Source organism: Sulfuricaulis sp., from assembly GCF_024653915.1.
In the GTDB taxonomy this organism is placed as follows: Bacteria; Pseudomonadota; Gammaproteobacteria; order Acidiferrobacterales; family Sulfurifustaceae; genus Sulfuricaulis.
Genome location: NZ_JANLGY010000004.1, coordinates 12995 through 38579, shown reverse-complemented (window position 1 = coordinate 38579; position 25585 = coordinate 12995). Strand labels below are relative to the sequence as shown.

At 56.0% G+C, this 25585-nt stretch carries 25 protein-coding genes and 1 tRNA gene; 9 read left to right on the top strand and 17 right to left on the bottom strand.

Going from position 1 to position 25585, the window contains the following annotated elements; all coding sequences use genetic code 11:
• Positions 1 to 19: 19 nt before the first annotated feature.
• The 7 genes from NUV55_RS01280 (at position 20) to NUV55_RS01250 (ending at position 6830) form a co-directional block, all read left to right on the top strand.
• The gene (locus NUV55_RS01280) at positions 20 to 436 is read left to right on the top strand and encodes a hypothetical protein (RefSeq protein WP_296669687.1); all 417 of its coding nucleotides are present in this window, start codon (positions 20 to 22) and stop codon (positions 434 to 436) included.
• Positions 433 to 1158 (top strand): sulfate reduction electron transfer complex DsrMKJOP subunit DsrO, encoded by a 726-nt coding sequence (dsrO, locus tag NUV55_RS01275; protein ID WP_296669686.1) that lies wholly within the window; start codon positions 433 to 435, stop codon positions 1156 to 1158. Before NUV55_RS01280 ends, dsrO begins: the two co-directional genes overlap by 4 nt.
• Positions 1159 to 1161: 3 nt before the next feature.
• Positions 1162 to 2397, top strand: coding sequence for an NrfD/PsrC family molybdoenzyme membrane anchor subunit (gene nrfD / locus NUV55_RS01270; RefSeq protein ID WP_296669684.1), 1236 nt, complete (start codon positions 1162 to 1164; stop codon positions 2395 to 2397).
• A gap of 104 nt (positions 2398 to 2501) precedes the next feature.
• Positions 2502 to 3947 (top strand): cobyrinate a,c-diamide synthase, encoded by a 1446-nt coding sequence (locus NUV55_RS01265; protein WP_296669682.1) that lies wholly within the window; start codon positions 2502 to 2504, stop codon positions 3945 to 3947.
• Positions 3948 to 3988: 41 nt separating this feature from the next.
• Positions 3989 to 4315, top strand: coding sequence for an iron-sulfur cluster assembly accessory protein (locus NUV55_RS01260; protein WP_296669681.1), 327 nt, complete (start codon positions 3989 to 3991; stop codon positions 4313 to 4315).
• Between the two features lie 188 nt (positions 4316 to 4503).
• Positions 4504 to 6132, top strand: coding sequence for an ATP-binding protein (locus NUV55_RS01255; protein ID WP_296669679.1), 1629 nt, complete (start codon positions 4504 to 4506; stop codon positions 6130 to 6132).
• 20 nt (positions 6133 to 6152) lie between these two features.
• Positions 6153 to 6830, top strand: a complete 678-nt coding sequence (locus tag NUV55_RS01250) for a response regulator (protein ID WP_296669677.1) — start codon at positions 6153 to 6155, stop codon at positions 6828 to 6830.
• Between the two features lie 304 nt (positions 6831 to 7134).
• On the opposite strand, the gene NUV55_RS01245 is transcribed toward NUV55_RS01250, so the two are convergent.
• The 15 genes from NUV55_RS01245 to ald form a co-directional block, all read right to left on the bottom strand.
• Positions 7135 to 7416: a hypothetical protein gene (locus NUV55_RS01245; RefSeq protein ID WP_296669675.1), complete on the bottom strand. Its 282-nt coding sequence runs from the start codon at positions 7414 to 7416 to the stop codon at positions 7135 to 7137.
• A gap of 99 nt (positions 7417 to 7515) precedes the next feature.
• Positions 7516 to 8442, bottom strand: a complete 927-nt coding sequence (locus NUV55_RS01240) for a hypothetical protein (RefSeq protein ID WP_296669673.1) — start codon at positions 8440 to 8442, stop codon at positions 7516 to 7518.
• A gap of 332 nt (positions 8443 to 8774) precedes the next feature.
• On the bottom strand, positions 8775 to 10181 hold the full coding sequence (gene cysG, locus NUV55_RS01235) for a siroheme synthase CysG (protein WP_296669672.1): 1407 nt from the start codon (positions 10179 to 10181) through the stop codon (positions 8775 to 8777).
• Positions 10182 to 10273: 92 nt separating this feature from the next.
• Positions 10274 to 11065, bottom strand: coding sequence for a hypothetical protein (locus NUV55_RS01230; RefSeq protein ID WP_296669669.1), 792 nt, complete (start codon positions 11063 to 11065; stop codon positions 10274 to 10276).
• A 98-nt stretch (positions 11066 to 11163) separates the two neighbouring features.
• Positions 11164 to 11251 (bottom strand) — tRNA-Ser (locus tag NUV55_RS01225).
• 476 nt (positions 11252 to 11727) lie between these two features.
• On the bottom strand, positions 11728 to 12489 hold the full coding sequence (bcsS, locus tag NUV55_RS01220; RefSeq protein WP_296669668.1) for a cellulose biosynthesis protein BcsS: 762 nt from the start codon (positions 12487 to 12489) through the stop codon (positions 11728 to 11730).
• A gap of 4 nt (positions 12490 to 12493) precedes the next feature.
• Positions 12494 to 14515 carry a glycosyltransferase gene (locus tag NUV55_RS01215; RefSeq protein ID WP_296669666.1) on the bottom strand — a complete coding sequence of 674 codons (2022 nt, stop codon included), beginning with the start codon at positions 14513 to 14515 and terminating at the stop codon, positions 12494 to 12496.
• Positions 14516 to 14771: 256 nt separating this feature from the next.
• A complete protein-coding gene (gene serS, locus NUV55_RS01210; protein WP_296669664.1) occupies positions 14772 to 16055 on the bottom strand; it encodes a serine--tRNA ligase in 1284 nt (427 codons plus the stop codon).
• Positions 16056 to 16088: 33 nt separating this feature from the next.
• Entirely contained in the window at positions 16089 to 16397 is a 309-nt protein-coding gene (locus NUV55_RS01205) for a DUF190 domain-containing protein (RefSeq protein WP_296669662.1), read from the bottom strand.
• Positions 16394 to 16768 carry a fluoride efflux transporter CrcB gene (gene crcB / locus NUV55_RS01200; protein WP_296669661.1) on the bottom strand — a complete coding sequence of 125 codons (375 nt, stop codon included), beginning with the start codon at positions 16766 to 16768 and terminating at the stop codon, positions 16394 to 16396. Before crcB ends, NUV55_RS01205 begins: the two co-directional genes overlap by 4 nt.
• Positions 16769 to 16807: 39 nt before the next feature.
• Positions 16808 to 17206, bottom strand: coding sequence for a tetratricopeptide repeat protein (locus NUV55_RS01195; RefSeq protein ID WP_296669660.1), 399 nt, complete (start codon positions 17204 to 17206; stop codon positions 16808 to 16810).
• Between the two features lie 195 nt (positions 17207 to 17401).
• Entirely contained in the window at positions 17402 to 18766 is a 1365-nt protein-coding gene (locus NUV55_RS01190) for a replication-associated recombination protein A (protein WP_296669658.1), read from the bottom strand.
• A gap of 155 nt (positions 18767 to 18921) precedes the next feature.
• Entirely contained in the window at positions 18922 to 19548 is a 627-nt protein-coding gene (lolA, locus tag NUV55_RS01185) for an outer membrane lipoprotein chaperone LolA (protein WP_296669657.1), read from the bottom strand.
• 21 nt (positions 19549 to 19569) lie between these two features.
• On the bottom strand, positions 19570 to 21915 hold the full coding sequence (locus tag NUV55_RS01180; RefSeq protein ID WP_296669655.1) for a DNA translocase FtsK: 2346 nt from the start codon (positions 21913 to 21915) through the stop codon (positions 19570 to 19572).
• Between the two features lie 30 nt (positions 21916 to 21945).
• The gene (gene ald, locus NUV55_RS01175; protein ID WP_296669653.1) at positions 21946 to 23013 is read right to left on the bottom strand and encodes an alanine dehydrogenase; all 1068 of its coding nucleotides are present in this window, start codon (positions 23011 to 23013) and stop codon (positions 21946 to 21948) included.
• A 140-nt stretch (positions 23014 to 23153) separates the two neighbouring features.
• Here ald and trxB point away from each other — a divergent pair, with 140 nt between their 5' ends.
• On the top strand, positions 23154 to 24104 hold the full coding sequence (trxB, locus tag NUV55_RS01170; protein ID WP_296669651.1) for a thioredoxin-disulfide reductase: 951 nt from the start codon (positions 23154 to 23156) through the stop codon (positions 24102 to 24104).
• Between the two features lie 7 nt (positions 24105 to 24111).
• Here the strand turns inward: trxB and NUV55_RS01165 are convergent, their stop codons facing one another.
• Both NUV55_RS01165 and NUV55_RS01160 read right to left on the bottom strand, forming a co-directional pair.
• Entirely contained in the window at positions 24112 to 24429 is a 318-nt protein-coding gene (locus NUV55_RS01165) for a HigA family addiction module antitoxin (protein ID WP_296669650.1), read from the bottom strand.
• 8 nt (positions 24430 to 24437) lie between these two features.
• Entirely contained in the window at positions 24438 to 24713 is a 276-nt protein-coding gene (locus NUV55_RS01160; RefSeq protein WP_296669648.1) for a type II toxin-antitoxin system RelE/ParE family toxin, read from the bottom strand.
• A 329-nt stretch (positions 24714 to 25042) separates the two neighbouring features.
• On the opposite strand from NUV55_RS01160, the gene NUV55_RS01155 reads away from it, so the two are divergent.
• A complete protein-coding gene (locus tag NUV55_RS01155; protein ID WP_296669647.1) occupies positions 25043 to 25585 on the top strand; it encodes a Smr/MutS family protein in 543 nt (180 codons plus the stop codon).

Genomic DNA, 25585 nt, shown 5'->3' with positions numbered 1-25585 from the left:
GTTGAAAGTGAAAAGTGCCATGAAACGACTCGTTGTCGGCATGATCGCCGGTCTGCTCTCGACACCGGTGGCTTTTGCCGCCGAAACGGGAAAATCTGCGAGCATCGGCCCGACGGTGAAGATTCATCGCGGCGAGAAATGCGTGGAGCCGACCGAGGACATGCGGCGCAATCACATGCAACACATCCTGCACCAGCGCGACAAAACCATGCATCAGGGTATCCGCACCACGAAACATAGCCTGAAAAACTGCGTCGATTGTCATGCCGACCCCAAGACCAACAGCGTGCTCGGGCAGGATGGTTTCTGTTCCTCCTGTCATGAATTTGCCTCGGTCAAGATCGACTGCTTCAGCTGTCACACCGACAAACGCGACAAGAACGCCGTAGCCGTCGCACCCTTCAAAGGCAGCGCAGCCCCCGGAGGCCAACCATGAGCCTCAGCCGTCGCGAATTCATCGGTATCGGCAGTGCCGCGGTTGCCGGCATGGCGCTCTCCCCCGGCCTGCGTCTGGTCGACCTGGCGCAGGCCCGTTCGCCCGACGAAGCCGTCACCAGCCTGAAACGCTGGGGTCTGCTCGTCGATATCAATAAATGCAACGACTGCAACGCCTGCGTGACCGCCTGTCACGAGGAAAACGGCGTTGTCGGGCATGATCGCCCCGCCACCGATGCGCAGTGGATTCGCAAAGTGACGCTCAAGGACAAGCAGACCGGCTACGTGCAAACTCTGCCAGTCATGTGCCAGCATTGCGAAGAACCGCCGTGCGTGGACGTCTGCCCCACCGGCGCTTCGTTCAAACGCGCCGACGGCATCGTGCTGGTCGACAAGCATATTTGCATCGGTTGCCGTTACTGCATGATGGCCTGTCCGTACAAGGCGCGCTCGTTCGTGCACGAGGACACCACCGACCAGAAACCGCATGCCCCGCGCGGCAAAGGCACGGTCGAGTCCTGCACCTTGTGCGTGCACCGGGTAGACGCCGGGAAAGTCCCGGCCTGCGTCGAGGCCTGCAACAAGGATGGCAACAAGGCCATGGTCTTCGGTGACCTCAAAGACCGAAACAGCGATATCAGCAAACATCTGGCCTCGGGATCGTCAACCCAATTACGACCGGACCTGAACCTCAACACCGGCGTGCGTTACCGGGGGATCTGACGCATGGCACACGCGCATTTCAACACGATGGAAGGCCGCGGTTTTGGTTTTTATATTCTGCTCGCGATTCTTGGTGGTTTTATTCTCGCCGGCGGACTGGCTGCCTTATACATGGAGCACAACGGTCACTGGGTGACCGGCATGTCGAACCAGATCGTCTGGGGCACGCCGCACGTGTTCGCCGTGTTCCTGATAGTCGCCGCCTCGGGCGCGCTCAACGTTGCCTCGATCGCCTCGGTCTTCGGCCGGCAACTCTATAAACCCCTGGCGCGGCTCTCGGGCCTGCTGGCCATCGCCCTGCTCACGGGCGGCCTGATCGTGCTGGTGCTGGACCTCGGGCGTCCGGACCGGCTGATCGAGGCCATGACCTATTACAACTTCAAATCCATCTTTGCCTGGAATATCTTTCTCTACATCGGTTTCTTCGCCGTGGTCGCTGTCTATTTGTGGATGATGATGGAACGCCGCATGAACGATTACACCAAACCGGCAGGCATTTTCGCGTTCCTCTGGCGTCTCACGCTCACCACCGGTACCGGTTCGATTTTCGGCTTCCTCGTCGCGCGCGACGCCTACGACACGGCTGTCATCGCCCCCATGTTCATCATCATGTCTTTCGCCTATGGACTGGCCATTTTCATGATCGTGCTGTTAGCGGCCATGCGCTGGACCGAGCGGGAACTGGGCAACGTGGTTTTCGAACGGCTGCGCAGCCTGCTCGGAGTGTTCGTGGCCGCCGTGCTTTATTTTGTTACCATCTATCATCTGACAAATCTGTACATCACCCAGCGCCATGGCATCGAGGGTTTCATCCTGTTGCATGGCGGCGTTTACACGAAAATGTTCTGGATCGGCCAGATCTTCCTGGGCAGCGTGGTTCCGCTCATCATATTGTTCTCGCGCCTTGGCAAATCGCGTGCCATGGTGGTACTGGCATCGCTGCTTATCGTTCTCGGTGGTCTGGCCCAGATGTACGTCACCATCATCGGCGGACAGGCCTATCCCATGCCCCTCGTTACTGGCAAGGAGGCCAGCAGCAGCTTCTTTGACGGTGTTGTGGCCAGCTATGTGCCGAGCTTGCCAGAAGCAATCCTGGGCATTGGCGGTATCGCATTGGCATTGGCCATGGTGGTCGTGGCCCTGAAAATACTTCCGTTCCTGCCGAACAGTTTGTCGGATGCAGACGCTGACCCGCACTTCAAGGCCACACCGGCCAAATCGGAAACCGCGGCGGCGTGATTCGTCCATCATCCCTGAGCTCGCGAACAGGCAGGGTTTTGGTCTAAACACGCTGCCATCCCATCCGTGAGCATCGTGGCCAACAATTTCCGGGAAACGGCCGCATGAATCGACTGCTCATCTCCGCCGCCCACAAATCCTCCGGCAAAACCACGCTCAGCATCGGACTGTGCGCCGCCCTGCGTCAACGCGGTCTCGCCGTGCAAGCCTTCAAGAAAGGCCCCGATTTCATCGATCCCATGTGGCTGTCGCTGGCCACCGGCCGCGATTGCCATAATCTCGATTTCTTCCTCATGGGCCGCGAGGAAATACTGCGCACATTTTCGTCGCGTTCCCAGGATGCCGACATTTCGCTGATTGAAGCCAACAAGGGGCTGTACGACGGCTTGAGTCTTGACGGCAGCAACAGCAATGCGGCGCTGGCCAACCTGCTGAAAGCTCCCGTGGTGCTGGTCATCGATGCGCGCGGCATGACCCGCGGCATCGCCCCGCTGATTCTGGGCTATCAGGCGTTCGACAAGGATATTCACATTGCTGGAGTCATTCTCAATCAGCTGGGCGGCTCGCGTCACGAAGCCAAGTTGCGCGCCGTCATCGAGCATTACACGGACATTCCGGTGCTGGGGGCGGTGCATCATGACAAACGGCTTACCATTGTCGAGCGCCATCTTGGTTTGATACCCAGCAACGAGGCGACTGAAGCCAGAGCTAAAATTGACGCCATAGCCTCCGTGATTGCCGATTCGGTCGATCTCGATCGTCTGCTGGCTGTCTCAGCCGAAGCACCGGCGCTTACATCCCCTGCCGCCCCCTCACCCTCATTCCCTCTCCCGCAAGGGGGAGAGGGAGGCGAGCCGAACGCGCTGCGCGCGACACCAGTAAGAATTGGCATTGCCCGTGACGCCGCTTTTGCCTTCTATTATCCCGGCGATCTTGAGGCGCTGCGCGCCGCAGGCGCCGATCTCGTGCCAATAAACACGCTGCACGATGCAAAATTACCGGAAGTCGATGCCTTGCTCATTGGCGGTGGTTTTCCTGAAGTATCCATGCTGCAGCTGGAGGCCAACGTCTCCCTGCGTCAGCATATCCGACAGGCTATTGAGGCAGGTATGCCAGCCTACGCGGAATGTGGCGGGTTGATGTACCTCGCGCGCAGTCTCACTTGGCGAGGCAAGCGCTGTGAAATGGCAGGGGTAATTCCGGGAGACGTCGTAATGCATGACCGGCCCAGGGGACGCGGTTATGTCGTGCTGCGCGATTCCGGCCGGGGCCTGTGGCCTGCCACAGGATCGGGCCAATCACCGTCTGAAATCCACGCGCACGAATTTCACTACTCCAGTCTGGAAAATCTTCCTCCGGATGCGGTATATGCCTATGACGTGCTACGCGGAACCGGCATCGACGGCAAACACGATGGCATCGTCTACAAGAATCTGTTCGCCTGTTATGCGCATCTGCGTGACTTGGAAAACAACCACTGGGCCGCCCGCTTCGTCAATTTCGTGCGCCAACAGCGCCACAAAGCCGTGAATCAGAATCGGGCGCATTGAGCGTCACGCCCAGCCACCCACCTCCGCCTGAGAACGCGTTTATGATCAAGATCACTCCAGAAGCCGCCGCGCAAGTACGCCAATCGTCGGAACACAGCAACGCACAAAACTTGTCTCTGCGCATCGCGGTGCGCAAAGATGAAGATGGTACGTTCGTTTACGGCATGGGCTTTGATGACGAAGGTACCGATGATGTGCATTTCGAATCTGAAGGAATCAAGGTGCTCATCTCAAACTCCAGCAAGGAGCTGATCACAGGCGCCACGCTTGATTTTGTTGAGATCAGCCCGGGCGAGCGCCAATTCATCTTCGTCAACCCCAACGATCCGGCGCATGCTGCTTCGCCCCCGACCGAGGGCCAGGCGTGAGACAGTCCTTATCCTGCGCCCTCGACAAACACCTCTTCATCTCGATCGTTGGCATGCTGACATACTGATTGGCATGGGCACCCACGGTATGTATGGTTTTACCGTTATCCGGCTGGACGCCATCCGGCGCCAAGGCTAATCTATCTAATGATCAAAGGTTTCCCGCCGCTCACGGATGCGGCGTATATATGAGTACTTCTCCCGAACAGACAAGGTCAGGATCTCCCCGGCCGGCCACGCTGGCAATACCGCCCGCCACGGAATGGCAGCGAAAAACGCACAGGCTTTTCCTGAATCGCCTGTCATTGCCGTTGTTGGGTCTGGCCTTGATCTTTGCCGGCGTGGGGGCGGAAGCGTTTGTTATCCTGGCCTATCCGCAACATGCCTATGCGCTTTATCCCCTGCTGGGTCTGCTGATGCTGACGGGCCTCGCGCTGATCTGGCTGATTATCGCGCGCGTGCGCCACGATCTGGTGGAGCCCTTGGCTCACCTGCGGAATTGGTCGCTGCGTATGCGCAGCGGTAACCTTTCGGCTCGCATTCCGGTTCCCGAAAACGGCGAATTTCGCGAGCTGGCGCAAGACATGAACCGCCTGAGCGATGAGCTCAAATCGCTGACCATGGATATGGATTCACACGTACGCGCCCAAACCGTGCGACTGGCGCGCAAAACCCAGTCACTGGATATTCTTTACGACATCGCTTCAAGCCTCAGCCAGCCGGGCGATCTCGACAAACTGCTGGAAAGTTTCCTCGACACCTTCATCGAACTGGTGGATGCGCGCGCCGCGACCGTGCGCATACTCACGAACAACGGCCAGACACGCCTCGTCGCCAGTCGCGGCCTGTCGGCGGAAGTGGTGGAGAAAGACCGCTCGATGGATACCAGCCTGTGTCAGTGCGGTTGGGCCGCCAAAGAAGGCGGCATCCGTATCCAGCGCGGAACCCAGCCCTGCGCCAAACTGCTGGGCACACCGATGCTGAATCAGGACTGCCAGGAATTTGTCGTGGTCCCCGTCACTTACCAGGATCGTATCGTGGGTGTTTACAACTTGTTCCTTGACCGGCCCATGTCAGCACTGGGGGAGGATATCCATGATCTGCTGAACAGTATCGGCAAACATCTTGGCCTGGCGCTCGAAAAATCCCGGCTCGACAACCAGGCGCGACAGCTCGCCATCATGGAAGAGCGCAACATCATCGGCAATGAATTGCATGATTCACTGGCGCAGGGACTGGTCAGCATGCGCCTGCAGGTCAAAATGCTCGGCGAATCCTTGCACAAGAAGGACCTGCGCGTCTCCCAAAGCGAGGTGCGCCACCTGCGAACTGCTATCGAGGAGGCACATGTCAGCCTGCGTGAACTGCTGGCCAATTACCGGTTGAAAATTGATGAGCGTGGGCTGGTGCCCGCTGTGGCCGGCATGGTGGAACGCTTCAGCCAGGAAACCGGGATCAATGTTTATTTTCACAACGAATGCCAAAAGCTCAACCTCACGCCACTTCAGGAAAGCCAGATTTTCCACATCGTCAAAGAAGCCCTGTCGAACATCCGCCAGCACAGCCACGCCTGCAACGCCCGTATATTGCTCAATAACGACAGTCGTGGGGCCTATACCCTGCTGATCGAGGACGATGGCGAGGGCATCGCGGCAGTTTCTGAGGCGCGACCCGGCGAACACATCGGGCTTTCCGTGATGCGCGAACGCGCGGAACGTCTGCCAGGCGAACTCACCATTGAAAGCGAGCCCGGTGAAGGCACACGTATTGTGTTATCGTTTCCGCTCGCGCCGCACCAGACCGCCGCGGCAAAATAACAGAACAAAGGGGATCCGGATTGCGCGTTCTGCTAATCGATGATCATGCCCTGGTCCGCAAGGGCCTTGAGGAGCTGCTGCGCAGTCGGGGCGTGGAAGTAGCAGCATCCGTTGGCAGCGGCGACGAAGGCATCAAACAGGCTTTGGCACTCGTACCCGATGTCATACTGCTGGACATCAAAATGCCCGGGATGAACGGCATCGAAACCCTCGAAAAACTGCGCGCCAGCAATGTCACGGTGCCCATACTCATGCTGACCATGAGCCGGGACGATGCCGATCTGCGCGCCGCCCTGCGCGGCGGCGCCGAGGGTTATCTGCTCAAGGACATGGAGCCCGAAGACCTGGTGCCGGCGCTGGAGGCCGCCCTGCGCGGCGACAACGTGGTCGCCAAGGAAATGGTCGGAACGCTCGCGCGTATTGTGCAGGGCCAGACGAACGAACCACCTAAACGCTCCGCCGCGCCGCTTTCAGGCCTGACTCCGCGCGAGATGGAAATTCTGAGACACGTCGCCGAGGGTCAGAGCAACAAGATGATTGCCCGCGATCTGAGTATTACGGACGGCACCGTCAAACTTCACGTCAAGGCCATCCTGCGAAAACTGGGGGTGCATTCGCGCGTGGAAGCCGCCGTGATTGCGGTGGAACAGGGGCTGGGACGGAAAAAAGCAGCAGATGCTGCCAGGTCCACGGAGTAACAGCTCAAGATATCTTTAACTAAAGGGAACCTCTAATAATTCAAATGTAGGGTGGGTTGAGCGAAGCGATACCCACCGAACAATGTGATTTTGTTGGGTCCGCCGTAACGTAACTTGACCCAACCTACATGAGAAGAAATATTTAGAGGTTCCCTAAAATAATAGTGGCGTAGGACATGAGCCCTTCGTTACAACATAACGCAGTGAAATACCGGATACCAGGCACGTCGATAACGGGCTTGGACGAACGATTTCATCCTCAAGCATGCGGCGCAATACGCTGCGCTATTGCGCCCTACGCGGGCTATTTTTCAATATCGGACTTCAGCATTTCGTTGACTTCGGTGTTAAGAGTCTCTATTCGCCTCTTCACTACTTCATAGTCAGGGTCCGATGTTTGGAGGACAGAACGTTCGCCGAAGGCTTCCTTGTAGCTCTGATCGGTGAGAATCAAAACGCCCGGGTATGCATCGGGTTCGCAGTCAAAGTTAACTTTAACCAGGCTGAAGCGGAAAGTGCGTTCTGGGTTGCTCCACTGACGCATGTCTCCACCAGCCTGAATTGCATATTTCGGGGAATACCTCATTTCGACTTCTCCTCGCCGGGCTTAGCGGCATAACGCTAAGCTAACCTGCGAGCCACGAGGCGCGCAGCGCCGACGTGGCGAGTCAGGTTGAGCGACGTGTTAGACCTGCCCGGCACGGTTACTGCTTCGAAGTGCACGCTCTCGTATGATGGAGAGCACAATAGTAATAACAGCGCAGATTACCCCTGCCCAGGGCGCTGAAACCCCTGAGATCACCAACAGAAGAAACAATACCGAGAACGCTTGAATGGTTACGAACAACTGAAGGTATGTTGAAGCCGAAGAATACCAAGGTGTACGCGAATATATCTTTAGAGGACGTTGATGTCGGCGGAAACGAACAAGAACTTGGGTTAACCCCAACAAGAACATGAATACGATCGCCAAGAAGCCGACAACGAATATCATTAGGTTTGTTCCAGGCATCAATTTCTGGGCGCTCTGGACATTCGCTTGGCCTAAGATCGCTGCTGCACCTAGAAACACAGCTGTAGACCAGCCAGGCAACTGCCATATCAGGTTGTCGAAGTGACGATATTCATCACAGTAGGTGGTCGCGGCCCGTGCAGTACTGCCGTTGTTTTGCCGGGCAAGAGTATGAATTGCTGATTCAGACAGCCCCTTAGTCATTTGAGTGATGTTCTTATCTGGCATGCGATCTTCGCCTTCTCCTATGCCGTGCTTCACCGTATGAATTACCGCTCCATTAGGCATATACACGTTGTGACTTATTCCGGGCCTAGTCGTAACAATTGCCCCTTCCTTAAGCACCTGAACCTTCAAGGCCCCTTCGATTAACTCGGCAAAACCGATCCATCCGCACTGAATGATATAAGTCTCCATAATTTTGTCGTGCCAATGCCCTTCCTGCCATTCACCTTTCGCCTCACTGCGATCTGTCCGAATGTAACCAGTGCCATCATTCTTGTATAAGCGAAATCGCTTTTCACCGCCTAGATCTAGTTCGTGGTGGCGAGTGAAAACGCCGAATTTATCTTTGGCTTCCTCTGGAGAAATTTCTCGCATAGCGCGCCCTGTTTGGAAGGTCTAACTAAAAATAGACACCCGAAAATTCGGGTGTAAAGACACCAGCGAGGCGTATAATCTTTTTCATTGTCTGTAATCTAATGTTTTTACAAGACACTCAATATTACACACACCCGATACTGGTTCAGAAATACACCACTCCTTTCCAGCCACCCAAACAGATCGACTAGGTGCGCAGCGTTACCCCCCCCTCGAAATAGGTGAGCAAGAAATCACAGCCTTTCTCACCGGCCTCGCCGTCGACAAGCATGTCGCCCACTTGATGCAAAATCAAGCGTTGTCTGGCATCCTGTTTCTAAAACGAACTGACCTCACTGGTCTCCGCTGGCAGGCGTCGGATGGAACCACTTCAATTTCTCGTGCAGCTTGATAACCTCGCCGACAATAATCAGCGTCGGTGGTTTGACCTTGGCCTGCTTCACGATTTCCGGAAGACTGCTCAGATCGCCGGTCAGCACCCGCTGATTGCGTGTGGTGCCCTGCTGCACCAGTGCCGCCGGCATGTTCGCCGGCAGGCCATGTTTGATCAGCTCGCGGCAGATTGATTCAACGCCATGCAGACCCATATAAAAGACGATGGTCTGGTCCGGTTGCACCAACGCCTTCCAGTTCAGATTGACGGTGCCATCCTGCAAATGCCCGGTCACAAACACGACTGACTGGGCATAGTCGCGGTGAGTGAGGGGAATACCGGCGTAAGCCGCACATCCAGCGGCGGCAGTGATACCGGGCACCACCTGGAACGGAATGCCTTCGGCTGCCAGCGTGTCAATTTCCTCACCACCGCGGCCAAAGATGAAGGGGTCGCCACCCTTGAGCCGCACCACGCACTTGCCTTCTTTTGCCAGCCGCACCAGCAGGTGATTGATGTCCTCCTGCGGAAGCGCATGATTATCGCGCTCCTTACCGGCGTAAATGCGTTCGGCATCGCGCCGCACCAACTCCAGCACGGCTGGCGACACCAACCGGTCGTAGACAACCACATCCGCCTGCTGCATCAACCGCAGCGCGCGAAAAGTCAGCAAATCGGGGTCTCCCGGGCCTCCACCAACCAGGTATACCTCGCCGATCCGGGGCTTATTCCCGTCGGCAGAATCAATTCTCTCCTGCAGCGCTTTCTCCGCGGCCTTGTCCTGCCCCGAATAAACCAGCTCAGCGATGCGACCCTGTAACACTTCTTCCCAGAACTGCCGGCGACGTGGCGGATGTTTGAATGTCTGTTTGACCTTTTCACGAAATGTGGTCACCTGCCCGGCCAGTCTGCCGTAACCGGCGGGGATCATCGATTCCAGGCGCGCGCGGATCAGGCGCGCCAAAACAGGAGAACGTCCTCCGGTGGAAACCGCTATGGTAATAGGCGATCGGTCAATGATGGATGGCATGATGAACGTACACAGATCCGGTTGATCCACGACATTCACCGGGATACCGCGCGCCTTGGCGGCCTCGGAAACCTGGCGGTTGACCGAGGCGTCGTCTGTTGCCGCAATCACGAGCACGCACCCCTCCAGCATCTCTGGGTGGAATTCCTGTGCAACATGCTTGATCTTTCCCTCATCCGACCATTTGCGAATTGTCTCACCGAGAGCCGGGGAAAATACGGTGACCAGCGCCCCGGCATCCAGTAACAGGAATATTTTACGTGACGCTACCTCTCCACCCCCGATGACGACACAGGGACGTTTCCTGAGATTGAGGAAAATTGGGAAAAAATCCATGCGTGAATTATACCCCGGATTCTCTGACACGCTGCGTAGAGTTCTATCCCGTTACGGATATCCGTAAAGTGGTAGAAAATGCAGAACGCACCTTATGCTGGTCTGCCAATAGCCCAGATGGCTTCCTGGCCATAAAGCAGAAAGGAATACTGAGTCGGCGCTTGGGGCCAAAACTCATGTACTATCGGCCTCAGGGGGATCGGCAATTCAACCTCGCCATTAATCCCGAGCGTCCTGTGTGTTGATAAGATGGGAACGCGAAAAGCGTAACCAGCTGGTTCGTTCCATGTGACCATAAAAGTGACAGGGAAAAATTTCATGAGCCAAATCACAACCGGCTGACCCACCTTAAGATCAGACAGCGCGCAGTCACGAACTAGCACCTGTCTTTGAAATGGGTAAATCCAATAATAAATGTTAATTGCGGCAGGTAATGGCGCAGACGGGTCAAGGATGTAATCCCGCAATGGTTCAGTATTTGGCCCCTTCTTGTAACGATCCACACCCTGAGCCGAAATATGACCGAGCACGGAACGCATGATTTTCTGCGGCTTAGCTTTCACGTTCATGGTCGGCGGAAGCGCAAGGCTACTTTTTAAAAATGCGCCGATCTGGGAAGTGAAATCAATAAAGGCTGGATCGTAATTCGCGCCCAATAAGGTGTTATTACACCGTGCGCAGAGGGTCCGGTATTTGACTCCATTCTGTGACAGGCGAAACTCTCGGTCCGCTTTCCCTGTGCTGAGCAAGCCTGTGATATGTCGCATCTCAACCTGCGAGACACGGATACTGCCCTTCGGCGGGGTGTGATCCTCGGTAAGTGGACCGTAAGTACCACAGATATTGCATACACCTTCTTTCGGCCCCCTTGTCTCAATACGCATGCTTCCTTTATACCGGTCGTCAGGTTTGTAGATATTTTTCGAGTTTCCTATTTCGTGGGAAAATATGTTCTGCCAATGTTGTAATTGCCTAGATTAATTGGCGGAGAGGGAGGGATTCGAACCCCCGGACGGTTACCCGTCAACGGTTTTCAAGACCGCCGCCTTAAACCACTCGGCCACCTCTCCAATTGTTAACTGTAAAAATTGAACTGCCGGTTTTGCGCCGGACATCCTTGTCCGGCGCCCCTTCGGGGCCAGCGTCGCTGCGCTCCGCTGTCCGGGATCGCTCCCGACGATCCTCGTCAAGACCGGTGCCTTAAACCGCTCGGCCACCCCTCCAATTATTTAACTGTAGATTGAATTGTGAGCTTTACATCGGTGGGGCTCATTCATCCACCTACAGGGTAACGTCCCTGTCGCGCCCCCCAGCTCGGCTCCTGCCTCGCGTTCGGCGGCGCGAGAGTCCACTGGACTCTCGCGAATTCCCGCCTCACCCACCCCTCCGGAGAGAGGAGAATAGCTTAGAAACAGACACACATGCTAGAGCGCTGCACATCCTGCCAAGCCACGGAAAAGATCGAGCAAGTACAAATTATTCCAGCGATAAGACTGGGGCAGATATTGGTCACGGCAGCCATTAGAGATATAACGATTTGAGCTTTTTATTTATTTCCAAAAATACCTACAAACTCTATCCCGACATAGCCGATAGTATTGAGACCCTTTGTTTTATTGACCCCAACTTTAAAATTGGCAGTAACACCATTACCCACAGGCAATTCATCGAGGACTAATCCAATCTTGTAGGCTTTATAGTCTGGGTCGCCCTGGAAAACGAACTCTATACCGTGCCAAAAAGAGACAGTTGATAATTTATTCAAAAACTTGGCACGTGACCAGTAACTGTCCGGCCCGGCAGAATATTGGACCGCTCCGGCAAAACGCCAGTCTTTGGCAAAGCGACTGTCCAGCTCAGCGAGCAATTGCAAAGAACTATGGCTGCCACGCACTTCTACAGCGGGTCTGTCGGGCGTCAGGGTAGTGTCTCGATAACCGGCACCAGCATAAGCAGCCCAGAAACCTGTGGAATTGCTCTGCTGATAACCCAGCGAGGCCGAAAAACCAGGTGCCCGTGCCCGCACTTCCTCGCCTCCCGAATCGAAACGGTATTTCACCCAATCGAGCCAGTAACGCTGCACCCATCCCTGACCGAGGGCAGTGTTTGAATCAAGCGGCGCGACAACGCCGGCGAAGGCATAGGTATTGCTCTGTTCCGCCAACTCCAGCCCGGTTAGTCCGAGCCACTCCCTTGCATGGGTTTGATTAGACCATGGCAAACTAATCGATACCAATATGGCAACAACAAACGGCATCGATGATACCGTTTGTGGCACAAATAAATATTTACAGTCATGGCGCTTCATTAAATCACCTGGAATCCAGCATGACATGGGAAATATAGACATCCGCGGTTGTCGCCTGTAATTTGTTCACTTCTGTAATTTTTCCCTGCACGTGATCCCGAGGCATCTGGCCAAAAATGTAAAATTCGAGTCGTGAACCTCTCGGGACAGGCTCGAACATGATCATTCTGGCAGTATGCTGCGTCCTGTCTGTTCTGGACAGCACGGCAAATTTGTCTTGCACGCCGCCCTTGCTGGCTTGGTGATAAATTACCGGGAGCCACTCGCCTGTCGAGATTCCGGAAACTTTTTCCATTTTTGCAGTTGTAAACAGACCGGCGACCCAGTCAACCGGGGTCGTTATGCCTTCTTGCAAATCAAGAATCCGCCATTGCAAATCCGATCCGTAGAGAAAATTCTCCAATTGAACAGCGTCGTTGGCTGATTTCCACTGGAATGCCAGGCCATATTCAAGTTTTTGTCGCGATATACGTTTCTCGAATTCAGGTGATTTACCATGACGGTCCGGGGCCGGCGACACTGGCGCTTCGTGACGGCTGATGCTGGCCGTGAACGTCATCCGCCCGCTGGGCAGAAAGATTTCGCCGTTCACATTGCGACTCGTGGTAACCGGATTTTCAGATATGAAACGGCACCCGGCAGCCGAAATATCCTCGACCAGACCGAGCACTCTGTCTTCTTCTGTCTTGCCAATGAAGGCCGGCAAAGGGATCGGGAATCGATATTCACGTCTCCGGTGTTTGCGCAACAACGTGAAGCGTACTACCGACCCGGCCAACCCGAGGTTAATGCTCGCCCAGATAACATTGCCCCAAAACGCTCCGGGAGTCAGATACTGCTGCGACGACCACAAGACTGCCCCGATGATTATCGCAGCGATACTGAGCATCAACACGAATAGCTGCGGAATAACGGTGCGGGCCTTATCCTGCTCCAGACTGACTTTTTGTGTCACGGTGAACTTCAGGTGTCGCCCAAAACCACTGATGGTCGCCAGCGCAAACGTGGCAAAGCGCGCCATATTATATTGCTCTGTCAGGAGAGTGCCGCCATAACCGCGTCCCGCTTCTTCATAGGCCCAAAAACACAAGATATAAAAGGGGATGAAATGCAGCAAGAAATCTGTTCCGAGCGCACTGATCGGCATTACCCCCGTCATCAGCACCACCGCCGGCGCCGCGTAAAATATGGCTTTTTGCCAGCCGTCGAAATAGGTTAATACCGACGCCAGATAATTCAGACGCTGTGGCAATGTAAGTCCACGCGCAAACAAAATACCTTCCTTGCGCCAAACCTGCATGGCGCCCTGCCCCCACCGTCGTCTCTGCAACAAAAAAGCGCGTACGGAATCCGGCGCCAGTCCGAATGCCAGACTCTCCGGGTAATAGGTCGCCTTGTATCCTTTCTTGTGGAGGCGAATGGAAGTATGCAAATCCTCCGTCACGGTACCGGTGGCAAAACCACCGATGCTTTCCAGGGCGCTGCGCCGCAGCACGGCACAGCTGCCACAAAAGTAAGCGGCGTTCCAATAGTCCTTCCCGCGCTGTATCACGCGGAAAAACAGGGATTGTTCTGTCCAGACATAACTCAGCCGCCGGTGACGTCGGTGCTGGTACGAATCGAGGTTGTAGAAATCCTGCGGCGTCTGAACGAACGACACCTTTTCGTCGCGAAAGAAACCTAATGTCTTATTGAGAAAATCTTTGTGTGGTACATGGTCGGCGTCAAATACCGCTACGAAATCAGCCCGACTCTGAGTCAACGCATTATTCAAATTACCTGCCTTGGCATTGATATTTTCAGTCCGCGTCAGATAACGACACCCCAGTTCCTTGGCCAGGGCCGCCATCTCGGGACGGTTGCCGTCATCCAGCAACCAGGTTTCATGCGGATATTCCATGCGTGTAGCGGCCAACAGCGTATGCCGCAGCAGGTTGGCGCTCTCGTTATACGTGGGGATGAACACATCGACTGTCAGGCCCTTCGGCGGGGGGGTGGCCTCAGGCGAGGTCAGACGGCTGACCATAAAAACATGCAAGACCGCTGTCAGGTAACCGAATACCTCAGCACCCCAGATTAGCCATGAAAAAAACGGGGCTGACGGGTTAAACGTGCCCAAACGCCATATCAGGTAATAAGGCGCATAGACGATGAATGAAAGGACAATGAGCGCCCTAAGTCGGGTTATTGTTCGTTTGGAATCCGGCACCACTTTTATTATGTCTCCTGAACAGAGACTCTCCCCCAATTTTGCCGCTGATTATATCATCAGATAAACGACGTCATTGAGCGGTCTCGATTTTATCCATAGCACCCATATAAGGACGCAAGACGCTTGGGACCCTTATCGCGCCCTTATCATCTTGATAATTCTCCAAAATCGCCACCAATGTGCGCCCAACCGCGAGTGCGGAGCCATTGAGCGTATGCACCAGTTCTGGCTTGCCGGTCTGCGGATTGCGCCAGCGCGCCTGCATGCGTCGTGCCTGAAAATCCTCGAAGTTGCTGCACGAGGATATCTCGCGGTATTTTTTCTGACCCGGCAACCACACTTCGATATCGTAGGTTTTGGCGGCCGAGAAACCCATGTCACCAGTGCACAATGCCACTGTCCGATACGGCAGCTCAAGACGTTGCAGAACAGTTTCAGCATGGTTCGTCAGGTCTTCCAGCGCCTGATAGGAATCCTGCGGACGCACCACCTGTACCAGTTCCACCTTTTCGAACTGATGCTGGCGAATCATCCCGCGCGTATCCTTCCCGTATGAACCTGCCTCACTGCGAAAACACGGCGTATGACAAACATATTTCCTGGGCATGTGACCCGCTTCGACAATTACATCGCGGACAATATTGGTCACGGGCACTTCCGCTGTGGGAATCAGGTAATAACGTTGCTCGCCGTTCAGGGCAAACAGATCCTGCTCGAACTTCGGTAGCTGGCCGGTACCACGCAGGCTGTTGGCATTCACCAGGTAGGGTACGTAGGTCTCGGTATAGCCGTGCTCGCGCGTGTGCAGGTCGAGCATGAACTGAATGAGCGCACGGTGCAGGCGCGCCAAAGCACCGCTCATGACGACAAAACGAGTGCCGGTGATCTTGGTTGCCACGTCGAAATCCATCATGCCCAGCGCCGCGCCCAGATCGACGTGATCTCTTGGCGTGAAGCCAAATTGGCGCGGCTCGCCCCAACGCCGGATCTCCTTGTTATCGTTCTCATCCTTTCCGTCCGGCACGCTGGCATGGGGTATGTTGGGTATACCGAGCACTATTTCGTTGATGTCATTCTGGATCTGTTCGAGCTCAGTCTCCGATTGCGTGAGTGCCGCGCCAATGTCCGCTACCTCCTGCATCAGGCGTGAACTGTTCTCCCCTTTCAATTTTGCCACGCCAATCGCTTTGGATTTTGTGTTGCGCTCATTCTGGAATTGCTGGGCGATCACCTGCGCCTTCTTGCGTTTTTCTTCGAGCACGGCCAGTGCCTGCGTGTCCAGCCGGTAACCGCGGCGTCCAAGCTGGCGCGCCACTTCATCGAGGTTGGTCCGGAGTAATTTGGGATCTAGCATGTCAGTAAAGTTGCTTCCGAGTTGAGCGTCTGATCAACCTTCGTTCACATGCGCATACCACGAAACGACATGTCCGGGAGGCAGGATTTCCCTGAGGTGCGTCAGTATGCGTTTTATCTTTTCTGGCTTATCGAAAAACTCTATGACCAGGGGCAGATCAAGCGAGAGATCCAGTAATGATGAAGAATGCATTATGCCGGAACGGCCGAAGCCGGAAATGCCGCGGAACACGGTCACGCCCCGCACCTTTTCCTCATCGTGCAGCTTGGCAAGCAGAGTTTTCTGCAGTTCGCCGGCTTCGGTCAGATAGATTCGCACCATGATGATATCGCTTACCTTCATACCTGCCTCCCCAGCAACACGCCAATCCAGGTGGCTCCAACACACAGCACCAGGCTCCCGCTCATGTTCGCCACGGCTTTAGCCCAGGCACCTTGATCAATGAGATTGAATGTTTCGATGGAAAACGCCGAGAACGTGGTAAATCCGCCCAGGATACCGATGAGGATGCCGGCACGCAGCACCGGGTTGTCGCTCAGTCGATCGATGAAGAGCACAAACAAAAATCCCATCAGGAGACAACCCAGCACGTTTACAACCAGCGTGCCATAAGGAAACGATCGGTCAGCAAATGAATGCACCCAGTTTGACATCCAGAAGCGCAACAGACTCCCTACAGCGCCGCCCGCGGCTATCGCCAGCACTTGTCTCATGGGAATGCGCACCTCACGGGTGGAAATATCTATGTTTTTTCACGAACCGGAATTGGCCTTGTCGTACCAGTACTTCGCCTGGGCCGGGTCGCGCGGCAGACCGAACAAACCGTCTTCGTAGGCTTTGGCCAATGACTTCTGCGCGCGTTTCTGCCCGTTGGTGGCGGCTTTCTTCAACCACGTGGCCGCGGCGGCCTCATCTTTCTTGACCCCCAAACCATACGCATAACCAACGGCCAGACGGTATTGGCTCTCAGCATCACCTTTTTCCGCCGCCGGGCGATACCACTTGTGCGCCGCAGTGAAATCGCGATCAACACCTTGCCCCTTTGAATACATTTTTCCCATGCCACGCTGCGCGCTCACGTCGCCTGTTTCCGCCAGAGGCTTCCATATATGGCGTGCCTTGCCGTAGTCGCCGGCATCATAAGCTGCCAACCCAGCCTCGTAGTTAGCGCCGGATGGTTTTTGAGCTGCTTTCGGTGCTGATATCTGCGCCTGTGTCACAGAAGGCGTCGAGTCTGAGCCGTTAGCCAAGATCGGCAATGCTACTAGCCAGAGGTAAACGCCATGTATTATCAGAATAATTTTCACTATTGAGCCCTGTGCATCATTTTCATCTCATTACTTGCCTTATATTCCCGGTTTCTTTTTTTCCTTCATGCCATCTGGCCCGCGGGCGCTACGGTCAAGACCCTTCAGGTATGCCAAACGTTCCGCAATTTTACCTTCTAATCCCTGTTCAGTGGGGAAATAATATTGGCGCCTGCCAAGCTTGTCCGGAAAATAATTTTCACCGGCGGCGTATGCCTCGGTCTCATCGTGGGCATAGCGATAGCCCCTGGCGTAGCCCAGTTCCTTCATCAGACGCGTGGGGGCATTACGCAGATGCAATGGCACCTCAAGCGAACCCTGTTTTCTGGCGTCGTCCATGGCGCTACCCATGGCTGTGTACACGGCATTGCTTTTGGGAGCACAGGCCATGTAAACAACAGCCTGGGCAATGGCGAGTTCCCCTTCAGGGCTGCCCAAACGCTCCTGCACGTCCCAGGCATTCAGGGCCAGTTGCAAGGCCCGTGGATCGGCATTTCCGATGTCTTCCGAGGCCATACGCACGATGCGCCGCGCGATATACAGAGGATCGCAACCACCATCAAGCATGCGCGCAAACCAGTATAAGGAAGCGTCCGGATCAGAACCGCGCACGGATTTATGCAGCGCGGATATCTGATCGAAAAACGCCTCGCCCTGCTTGTCGAAACGGCGTACACCGCCTGAGACCACCTCCCTGATCAAGTCGATGGTAACTGTCGGTTTGTCATGCTGTTTCGTGGCGAGGTCCGAGGCCATCTCGAGCAGATTCAGCGCCCGGCGCGCATCCCCGTCGGCCGCCTGCGCCAGCAGATCGCGCGCCTCGGTCGACATTTCCAGATGCTGTGCGCCCAGGCCGGTAATTTCATCCGTCAGCGCCCGGTCGATAGCCTGACGAATCTCGTCCTCGGTCAGGGCCTTGAGCACATAGACGCGCGCACGCGAGAGTAACGCGTTGTTCAATTCAAACGAGGGATTTTCCGTGGTGGCGCCAATGAAGGTCAGCGTGCCGTCTTCTACATAGGGCAAGAATCCATCCTGCTGCGCCTTGTTGAAGCGATGCACCTCGTCCACAAACAGAACGGTTGGATGACCTTCAGCCCGTGTTTGCCTGGCTGCTTCGACAGCCGCGCGAATTTCTTTTACGCCGGCAAAAACGGCAGAGATGGCGATGAAATGCGCCTGGGTGCGGCTCGCGATCAGGCGCGCCAGCGTGGTCTTGCCGGTGCCGGGCGGGCCCCAAAATATCATCGAATGCAGGATGCCGGCCTCGATGGCCAGTCGCAGCGGTTTGCCCGGCGCGAGCAGATGCGACTGACCGTAGAAATCCTCCAAGCTTTGCGGCCGTATGCGGTCCGCCAGCGGTTGCCACGGCATGGATTGGGTTTCCGGAAACAGGTCCTGCATCGCCATACGATGAATATATGATTTATATGATCGTCTGTCGCAAAGACGCGAAGGCGCAAAGAAAAGAGTTTGAGAATGAAGCCTCAAAAAAACTTTGCGTCTTTGCGCCTTTGCGTCAAAAACTCATAAATCAGAATCTTTCAGAATGGAATGGCCTACTCGCCCACCACATCCACGCCTTCGGGTGGCGTGAAACTGAAACGAGTTGATTCAATCCGTATATTTTCTCTGGGAGATTCGAGCGTCACGCGCGTCACGTGCCCGAAACCATCCACCATTTCCAGCGCGCGTAACTTGCCCAGCGCGAACCCAATACGGATGTCCTCATAGCCGCTGTCCTTGTGTTTCGGCGTCAACTGTACCCACTCGAGATCGTTCTGCGTGCTGAGCGCCTTGATTTTGAAATTGTCATCCAGCCGGCCCTTGCCGGCAAGCAGCATGGCCGGCGTATCGCCCAGACCATTGGACAGGGCTCGCACGGTCACCTGTTGCAGGCCAACATCGTAAACCCAGAGGCGCTTGCCATCGGCCACGATCTGTTGCTTGTAAGGCTTATCATAATCCCAGCGGAATTTATTCGGTCTCTCTATCCAGAGCGTACCGGAGGACTCCTGGATCGGGCTGTGCCGCTCGTCGAGCACCACCTGACTGAAGCGGGCACTGAAACTGTTTACCTCATTAAAAAACCGACGCAGGCTGTCCGTGCCCGATTTGGGATTATTCGCCGCCTGGGCAAAACCCGTTAAAAACAGGATGGGCAGCAGGATTAAAAAGCGCTTCATGCGGTAGCGAATTGGCCTGAGTCAACCAACGCGGGGCGGTGGCGGTGCCAGCACTTCGCGGCTGCCATTGGGTTGCAGCGGCCCGACAACACCGGAGCGCTCCATATCCTCAATCAGCCGTGCCGCACGGTTATAACCGATGCGCAGACGGCGCTGGACGCCCGATATAGAGGCGCGCCGAGTCTCGGTCACGATCTTGAGCGCTTCGTCGTACAGCGGATCTGACTCACCATTCACTCCGCCATTGCCATTGCCGCCTTCATGCAAAAAACCCTGATCATTTACGCCGGTGTCGCCAACCAGAATCTGCTCATCGTAAACGGGCTCGCCACTTTTCTTCAAAAAGGCGGCGACCTTGTGCACCTCGTGGTCGGCCACAAAGGCTCCGTGCACGCGTTGTAACGGTTGGCCCACGCTCAAGTACAACATGTCTCCGGTGCCAAGCAGTTGTTCAGCGCCCATCATGTCGAGCACGGTGCGCGAATCCACGCGCGCAGACATCTGAAATGCAATACGCGCAGGAATATTGGCTTTGATGAGCCCCGTAATGACGTCGACGGACGGACGTTGCGTCGCTAAAACCAGGTGCAACCCGGCGGCGCGCGCCTTTTGCGCCAGACGCGTGATAAGTTCTTCCACTTTCTTGCCGACGACCATCATCATATCCGCCAGCTCGTCCACGATGATGACGATCAGCGGCAATGGCTTGAGTTCTGATGCTTCTTCGCCCGGTTGCACCAGCGGATCCATGATGGGTTTGCCGGCCTCCTGTGCATCCGTAATCTTGCGGTTGTAGCCTGCAAGATTACGCACGCCGAGCGCGGCCATCAGGCGATAACGCCGTTCCATCTCGGCAATAGACCACTTGAAGGCATTGGCCGCCTGCTTCATGTCCGTCACCACGGGTGCCAACAAATGCGGGATGCCCTGGTACACCGCGAGCTCCAGCATTTTGGGATCGATCATGATCATGCGCACGTTTTCCGGTGTGGATTTATACACCAGACTCAGAATCAACGAGTTGATGCACACCGATTTCCCCGACCCGGTGGTGCCGGCAATCATGAGATGCGGCATCTTGGACAAATCCACCACCACCGGATTGCCGCTGATGTCCTTGCCCAGCGCCAGCGACAGCGGCGAAACCGATTCTTCATAGGCCTGCGAAGATAATACTTCGGAAAGCCGGATGGTTTCGCGAGACTCATTGGGTATCTCGATACCCACCGAAGTCTTTCCTGGAATGTTTTCCACCACGCGCAGGCTGACGACAGACAGTGAACGTGCCAGATCACGCTGCAGGTTGGTGATCTGCGCCGCCTTGATGCCAGGTGCCGGCTCAATTTCAAAAAGCGTGATCACCGGACCCGGATGTACCGCCACCACCTGCGCCTCGATGTCAAAATCGAGCAGCTTTTTCTCCAGCAAACGCGCCATGCTTTCGAGTGACTGCTTGGAGAACTGCGGGGCCTTGTCCTTCTCCGCCGGATCAAGCAGTGACAATGGCGGTAACTCGCCCGGCGCCGGAAGATTGAACAACGGCACCTGTTTTTCCTTTTCGGCGCGCCGGCTCGGCGCCGGCTTGGTAATCACCGGTTCAATGCGAGGCGGGGAATGTTTTTCCAGCACTTTCGTATCTTCTGCGACCACTTCGCGCCGCGCACGACGGGCGCGCATGCCGATAAAGCGGTCGATTTGGGTGGAGCTGAATTCATACAGCCAGTCAGCAAACACAAAGCTTCCGTGGCCGACGCTGTCCATCAGCTTGAGCCAGGACAGGCCTGTAAACATCGTCACGCCTGAAAGAAATAGCGCCAGCAGGAACAGCGTGGCGCCGGTGAAACTGAAGGTCGAGGCCATGCCGAGTCCCACGGCATTTCCCAGCCAGCCGCCGCTCGCGAACGGCATGCCGGTCTTGCCCTGTGCGAAATGCAATCCGGCCAGCCCGCAGGCCCCGATCACGGCGGCAAGAAAACTACTGGTCATCAGAAGGCGATGCTTCAAACCCGTGGGTGCCGGGTCCTTGCGATGTAAATAAATACGCCAACCGGTAATGGCGATCATGATGGGCAGCAGGTATGCCACGTAGCCAAACAAGTTGAAAAACACGTCCGAAAGCCAGGCCCCGGCCCGACCGCCGATATTATAAATGGTTGTATTAGAGCCCCGGTGCGACCACGACGTGTCCGAGGTGGTATAGGTCCACAGCGAAATCAGCAGATAGATGGCGATGGCCCCAAGGACATACAGGGACGCTTCACGCAACAGGCGGAGGATACGCGGTGTCAGCGGTGGGCTGTTCTTGTTGCGGGTAGCCTGCGTCACAACCTTCCTTAGAGTGCCGTCGAGAATGGCGGATTTTCCCATTTTTCAGGGTTCTGCGCCAATTATTAAAGTTCAGCCGGACAGCGCCGCGGCAACCGCCGGGTGGACAAACTTGCCGCCGGCAACGTTGATGCCTTTGGCAATGGCCGGATCTTTCAAGCCGCCTTCTGTCGCGAGCCGCAACGCGTAAGGCGTGAGCACCGTCGACAGCGCTTGTGACGCCGTACGCGGCACCGCACCCGGCATGTTGGTCACGCCAAAGTGCAACACGCCATGTTCTATATAGGTCGGATGGTCGTAATCCGTCGGACGGATGGTTTCGATACAGCCGCCCTGATCCACGGAGATGTCTATGATCACACTGCCCGGTTTCATCTGGCGCACCATGTCGGCTGTCACCAGCTTCGGCGCTTTCGCCCCGGGGATCAGTACCGCGCCAATCAGTAAATCAGCGCTGAGCACCGCTTCGTGTATCTGTCGCGCATGGGATGGCAGCGCCGTCACATTCGGGCCGAGTGCGTGCATGCGTTCCAGCTCCTCGCGATAGGGTGCCAGCACCGTCACCTGCGCGCCGAGCGCAGCCGCCACTGCGGCGGCATTGCCGCCGGCCACGCCCGCGCCGAGAATCACGACATGTCCACGTTCGGTGGACGGCAACCCGCCCAGCATGACACCCCGCCCACCCGCGTGGCCATGCAACAAAGTCGTGCCGATATGTACCGAGAGACGTCCGGCGATATAGCTCATGGGGGCCAGCAGCGGCAGTTTTCCATTGGCCTCGACGGTTTCAAAAGCCACGGCCGTCAGGCCCTTTTCCTTCAGCGTCTGCGCCAGCTTCGGCAGGGCCGCAAGATGTAGATACGAAAACAGAATATGGTCTTTGCGCAGGAGCGGGTATTCCGAGGCGACCGGTTCTTTGACCTTGAGCACCATTTGCACGCCACCGTAAAGCGCCGCGGCATCCGGCGCGATCTGCGCGCCCGCGCTTTGATAATCCTCATCCGGATACCCGCTCGCGACACCGGCGGTCGACTGAATAAAAACCTCATGGCCATGTCGCACCAGCTCGCTCGCGGCGGACGGTATCAGGGCCACGCGACCTTCGCGCACTTTTACTTCCTTGGGGATGCCGATCCGCATGCCTTCTCCTTTACCGCTGTCGCATCAATGGCGTAACATACACGCTGAAATTACGGCTCTTTTTCGAGGCTGCACCATAAGAACTTCCGTCGTGTTTGTCTATCAAATGTTTCCCAGTTTCTCAACGGAGTCACCGTAAAATGGATAAGGTTAAACACTGCCGGCTGCTCATACTCGGCTCCGGTCCGGCCGGTTACGCGGCCGCGGTTTATGCCGCGCGCGCCAATCTCAATCCTGTCCTCATCACCGGCCTCGAACAAGGCGGTCAGCTTATGACCACCACCGACGTGGACAACTGGCCTGGCGACGTCGAGGGCCTGCAAGGCCCGGCGCTGATGGAACGCATGCAGAAACATGCCAAGCGCTTCAAGACCGAGATCGTCTTTGACCATATTAATAAGGTAGAGCTCAAGCAGAAGCCCTTCCGGCTGACCGGCGACTCCGGCGTCTACACCTGCGACGCCCTGATCGTCGCCACCGGCGCCTCGGCGAAATACCTGGGCATTCCCTCGGAAGAGGCCTTCAAGGGCAAGGGCGTATCCGGCTGCGCCACTTGCGACGGATTCTTTTTCAAGGGCCAAAAAGTTGCCGTGGTCGGCGGCGGCAACACCGCCGTGGAAGAAGCAATATACCTCTCCAACATTGCCTCCCATGTCACCGTGGTGCACCGGCGCGACAAATTCAAGGCTGAGGCCATCCTGATCGACCAGCTCATGGCCAAAACCAAGGGCGGTAACATCTCCGTCGAATGGAATCACGAGGTCGATGAAATTCTCGGCGAAAAGAATGGCGTCACCAAATTGCGCATCAAGGACTCGAATAGCAAGAAAAAGGAACTGGAAGTGCAAGGCGTGTTCATCGCCATCGGACATGCGCCCAACACTGCGATTTTTGAAGGTCAGCTGGACATGAAAGGCGGCTACATCAAGACCAAGTGCGGCGACCAGGGCGATGCCACGGCCACCAGCATCCCCGGCGTGTTCGCCGCCGGCGACGTGCAGGACCATGTCTACCGCCAGGCCGTCACCTCCGCCGGCACCGGTTGCATGGCGGCACTGGACGCGGATCGTTATTTGCAGAAACTGAAGTAGCGTGCTGTTACGCTGCCTTGTTGCGACGAATCCGGTCGAGTGTCGGTTTCATGGCGTCCCGTGCCTGCCACAAATCGTAATCCTGCTGCATGCGCAACCACAGCTCCGCTCCGTTGCCGAGAAACTCACCGATGCGTAGCGCCATTTCCGGCGTGATACCATGTGTCTCCGCCAGAATCCTGTGCAACACCTGGCGCGAAACGCCGAGTCCGCGCGCGAATTCACTCACCGAAATCGTCATTGCCGGCAATACGTCCTCGCGCAGAATCGCGCCGGGGTGTGTGGGCCGCCGCTTGGGGTTGTTCTTGACAAGGTATTCAGCCATAGTTCACCTCAGTGATAATTTTCCAAATCCACGCGCCAGGCATCGCCTTCAATCCACTCGAATGTGATACAGAACGGGCCGTTGACATGGATACTGTATCGCTTGGGTTTTCCTTCCAGTCCGTGAAAGTCAAAGCCCGGCACATTAAGCTTGTTCAAATCCTTAGCCGCGTTTAGCGCATCCAACCGGCGCAAACATCGTTCCCGCAGGTCGGCTCGCACTTTGGCGCTGCGGCCGGTCTCATAGAGCTCCTTCAATCCCTTGTGCTGGAAGCTCCGTATCATGACAAGCACTGTAGCCTGTTTGTTGACACCTGTCAAAAAACAGTTTACAGTCCAAAATCCAGCAGCCAAGCCAGTCCATGAGCTTCATAGGTTGAGTTGAGCGCAACGACAAAATCGCCGGGGTGAGGCGAACCGTTTGCGATTTATTGAATCGCGGTTCGCCGAACGGGCTTGCCAAGGATGGCAAGCCCTGGAGTTCTTAGCGAGGCAGGAAAGCCACGCTTGGAACTGATTGGACAGCCGAAGGCTGGCCCACAGGGTGAAGTTCAGGGATGAACTTCACAAACCCAACGCATCGAGGGTGAGGGATACCAGTCGGAGCCTGGCACATGTCTACCGATCATCAGGATGACGACGAGCACGACCTGTTCCGCAAGGCCGTCGGCAAGATCCGTCCGGTCAAACAGGACAAGATTCATCCCCACCGCAAAGGCCGCAAGCCGGTTCCCGACCAGACCCTGCGCGATCAGCGCGAGGTGATGCAAAGTTTACTGTCGGACGACTACGAACCGGCAGAAGATATCGAAACCGGCGACGAAACGCTCTTCGTCCGCCCCGGCTTGCAACACTCCGTTATCCGCAAACTGCGCCGCGGCCAATACGCCATCGAAGCCGAACTCGACCTGCACGGCGCCACCTCGGTCCAGGCGCGCGAGGCCGTGAATACCTTTCTCAAGAAAGCGCGCGACCAGGAAAAACGCGTGGTGCGCATTATTCACGGCAAGGGAAACACATCGATCGGCAAAATACCGGTGTTGAAGGGCAAGGTCAACTCGTGGCTGCGTCAGAAAGGCGAGGTCCTCGCCTTCTGCTCCGCCCGCGCCAACGACGGTGGGACGGGGGCGGTGTATGTGCTTCTAAAACGAGTTTGA

What these genes read in the sequence shown, in the direction of transcription:
- NUV55_RS01155 (WP_296669647.1), top strand. Translation starts at nt 25,043, where the DNA reads ATGTCTACCGATCATCAGGATGACGACGAGCACGACCTGTTCCGCAAG.
- NUV55_RS01255 (WP_296669679.1), top strand. Translation starts at nt 4,504, where the DNA reads ATGAGTACTTCTCCCGAACAGACAAGGTCAGGATCTCCCCGGCCGGCC.
- NUV55_RS01215 (WP_296669666.1), bottom strand. Translation starts at nt 14,515, where the DNA reads ATGGTCAGCCGTCTGACCTCGCCTGAGGCCACCCCCCCGCCGAAGGGC.
- nrfD (WP_296669684.1), top strand. Translation starts at nt 1,162, where the DNA reads ATGGCACACGCGCATTTCAACACGATGGAAGGCCGCGGTTTTGGTTTT.
- serS (WP_296669664.1), bottom strand. Translation starts at nt 16,055, where the DNA reads ATGCTAGATCCCAAATTACTCCGGACCAACCTCGATGAAGTGGCGCGC.
- crcB (WP_296669661.1), bottom strand. Translation starts at nt 16,768, where the DNA reads ATGAGACAAGTGCTGGCGATAGCCGCGGGCGGCGCTGTAGGGAGTCTG.
- cysG (WP_296669672.1), bottom strand. Translation starts at nt 10,181, where the DNA reads ATGGATTTTTTCCCAATTTTCCTCAATCTCAGGAAACGTCCCTGTGTC.
- NUV55_RS01205 (WP_296669662.1), bottom strand. Translation starts at nt 16,397, where the DNA reads ATGAAGGTAAGCGATATCATCATGGTGCGAATCTATCTGACCGAAGCC.
- lolA (WP_296669657.1), bottom strand. Translation starts at nt 19,548, where the DNA reads ATGAAGCGCTTTTTAATCCTGCTGCCCATCCTGTTTTTAACGGGTTTT.
- NUV55_RS01160 (WP_296669648.1), bottom strand. Translation starts at nt 24,713, where the DNA reads ATGATACGGAGCTTCCAGCACAAGGGATTGAAGGAGCTCTATGAGACC.
- NUV55_RS01180 (WP_296669655.1), bottom strand. Translation starts at nt 21,915, where the DNA reads ATGGGAAAATCCGCCATTCTCGACGGCACTCTAAGGAAGGTTGTGACG.
- NUV55_RS01260 (WP_296669681.1), top strand. Translation starts at nt 3,989, where the DNA reads ATGATCAAGATCACTCCAGAAGCCGCCGCGCAAGTACGCCAATCGTCG.
- NUV55_RS01240 (WP_296669673.1), bottom strand. Translation starts at nt 8,442, where the DNA reads ATGCGAGAAATTTCTCCAGAGGAAGCCAAAGATAAATTCGGCGTTTTC.
- trxB (WP_296669651.1), top strand. Translation starts at nt 23,154, where the DNA reads ATGGATAAGGTTAAACACTGCCGGCTGCTCATACTCGGCTCCGGTCCG.
- bcsS (WP_296669668.1), bottom strand. Translation starts at nt 12,489, where the DNA reads ATGAAGCGCCATGACTGTAAATATTTATTTGTGCCACAAACGGTATCA.
- ald (WP_296669653.1), bottom strand. Translation starts at nt 23,013, where the DNA reads ATGCGGATCGGCATCCCCAAGGAAGTAAAAGTGCGCGAAGGTCGCGTG.
- NUV55_RS01165 (WP_296669650.1), bottom strand. Translation starts at nt 24,429, where the DNA reads ATGGCTGAATACCTTGTCAAGAACAACCCCAAGCGGCGGCCCACACAC.
- NUV55_RS01280 (WP_296669687.1), top strand. Translation starts at nt 20, where the DNA reads ATGAAACGACTCGTTGTCGGCATGATCGCCGGTCTGCTCTCGACACCG.
- NUV55_RS01265 (WP_296669682.1), top strand. Translation starts at nt 2,502, where the DNA reads ATGAATCGACTGCTCATCTCCGCCGCCCACAAATCCTCCGGCAAAACC.
- NUV55_RS01190 (WP_296669658.1), bottom strand. Translation starts at nt 18,766, where the DNA reads ATGCAGGACCTGTTTCCGGAAACCCAATCCATGCCGTGGCAACCGCTG.
- NUV55_RS01230 (WP_296669669.1), bottom strand. Translation starts at nt 11,065, where the DNA reads ATGCGTATTGAGACAAGGGGGCCGAAAGAAGGTGTATGCAATATCTGT.
- NUV55_RS01245 (WP_296669675.1), bottom strand. Translation starts at nt 7,416, where the DNA reads ATGAGGTATTCCCCGAAATATGCAATTCAGGCTGGTGGAGACATGCGT.
- dsrO (WP_296669686.1), top strand. Translation starts at nt 433, where the DNA reads ATGAGCCTCAGCCGTCGCGAATTCATCGGTATCGGCAGTGCCGCGGTT.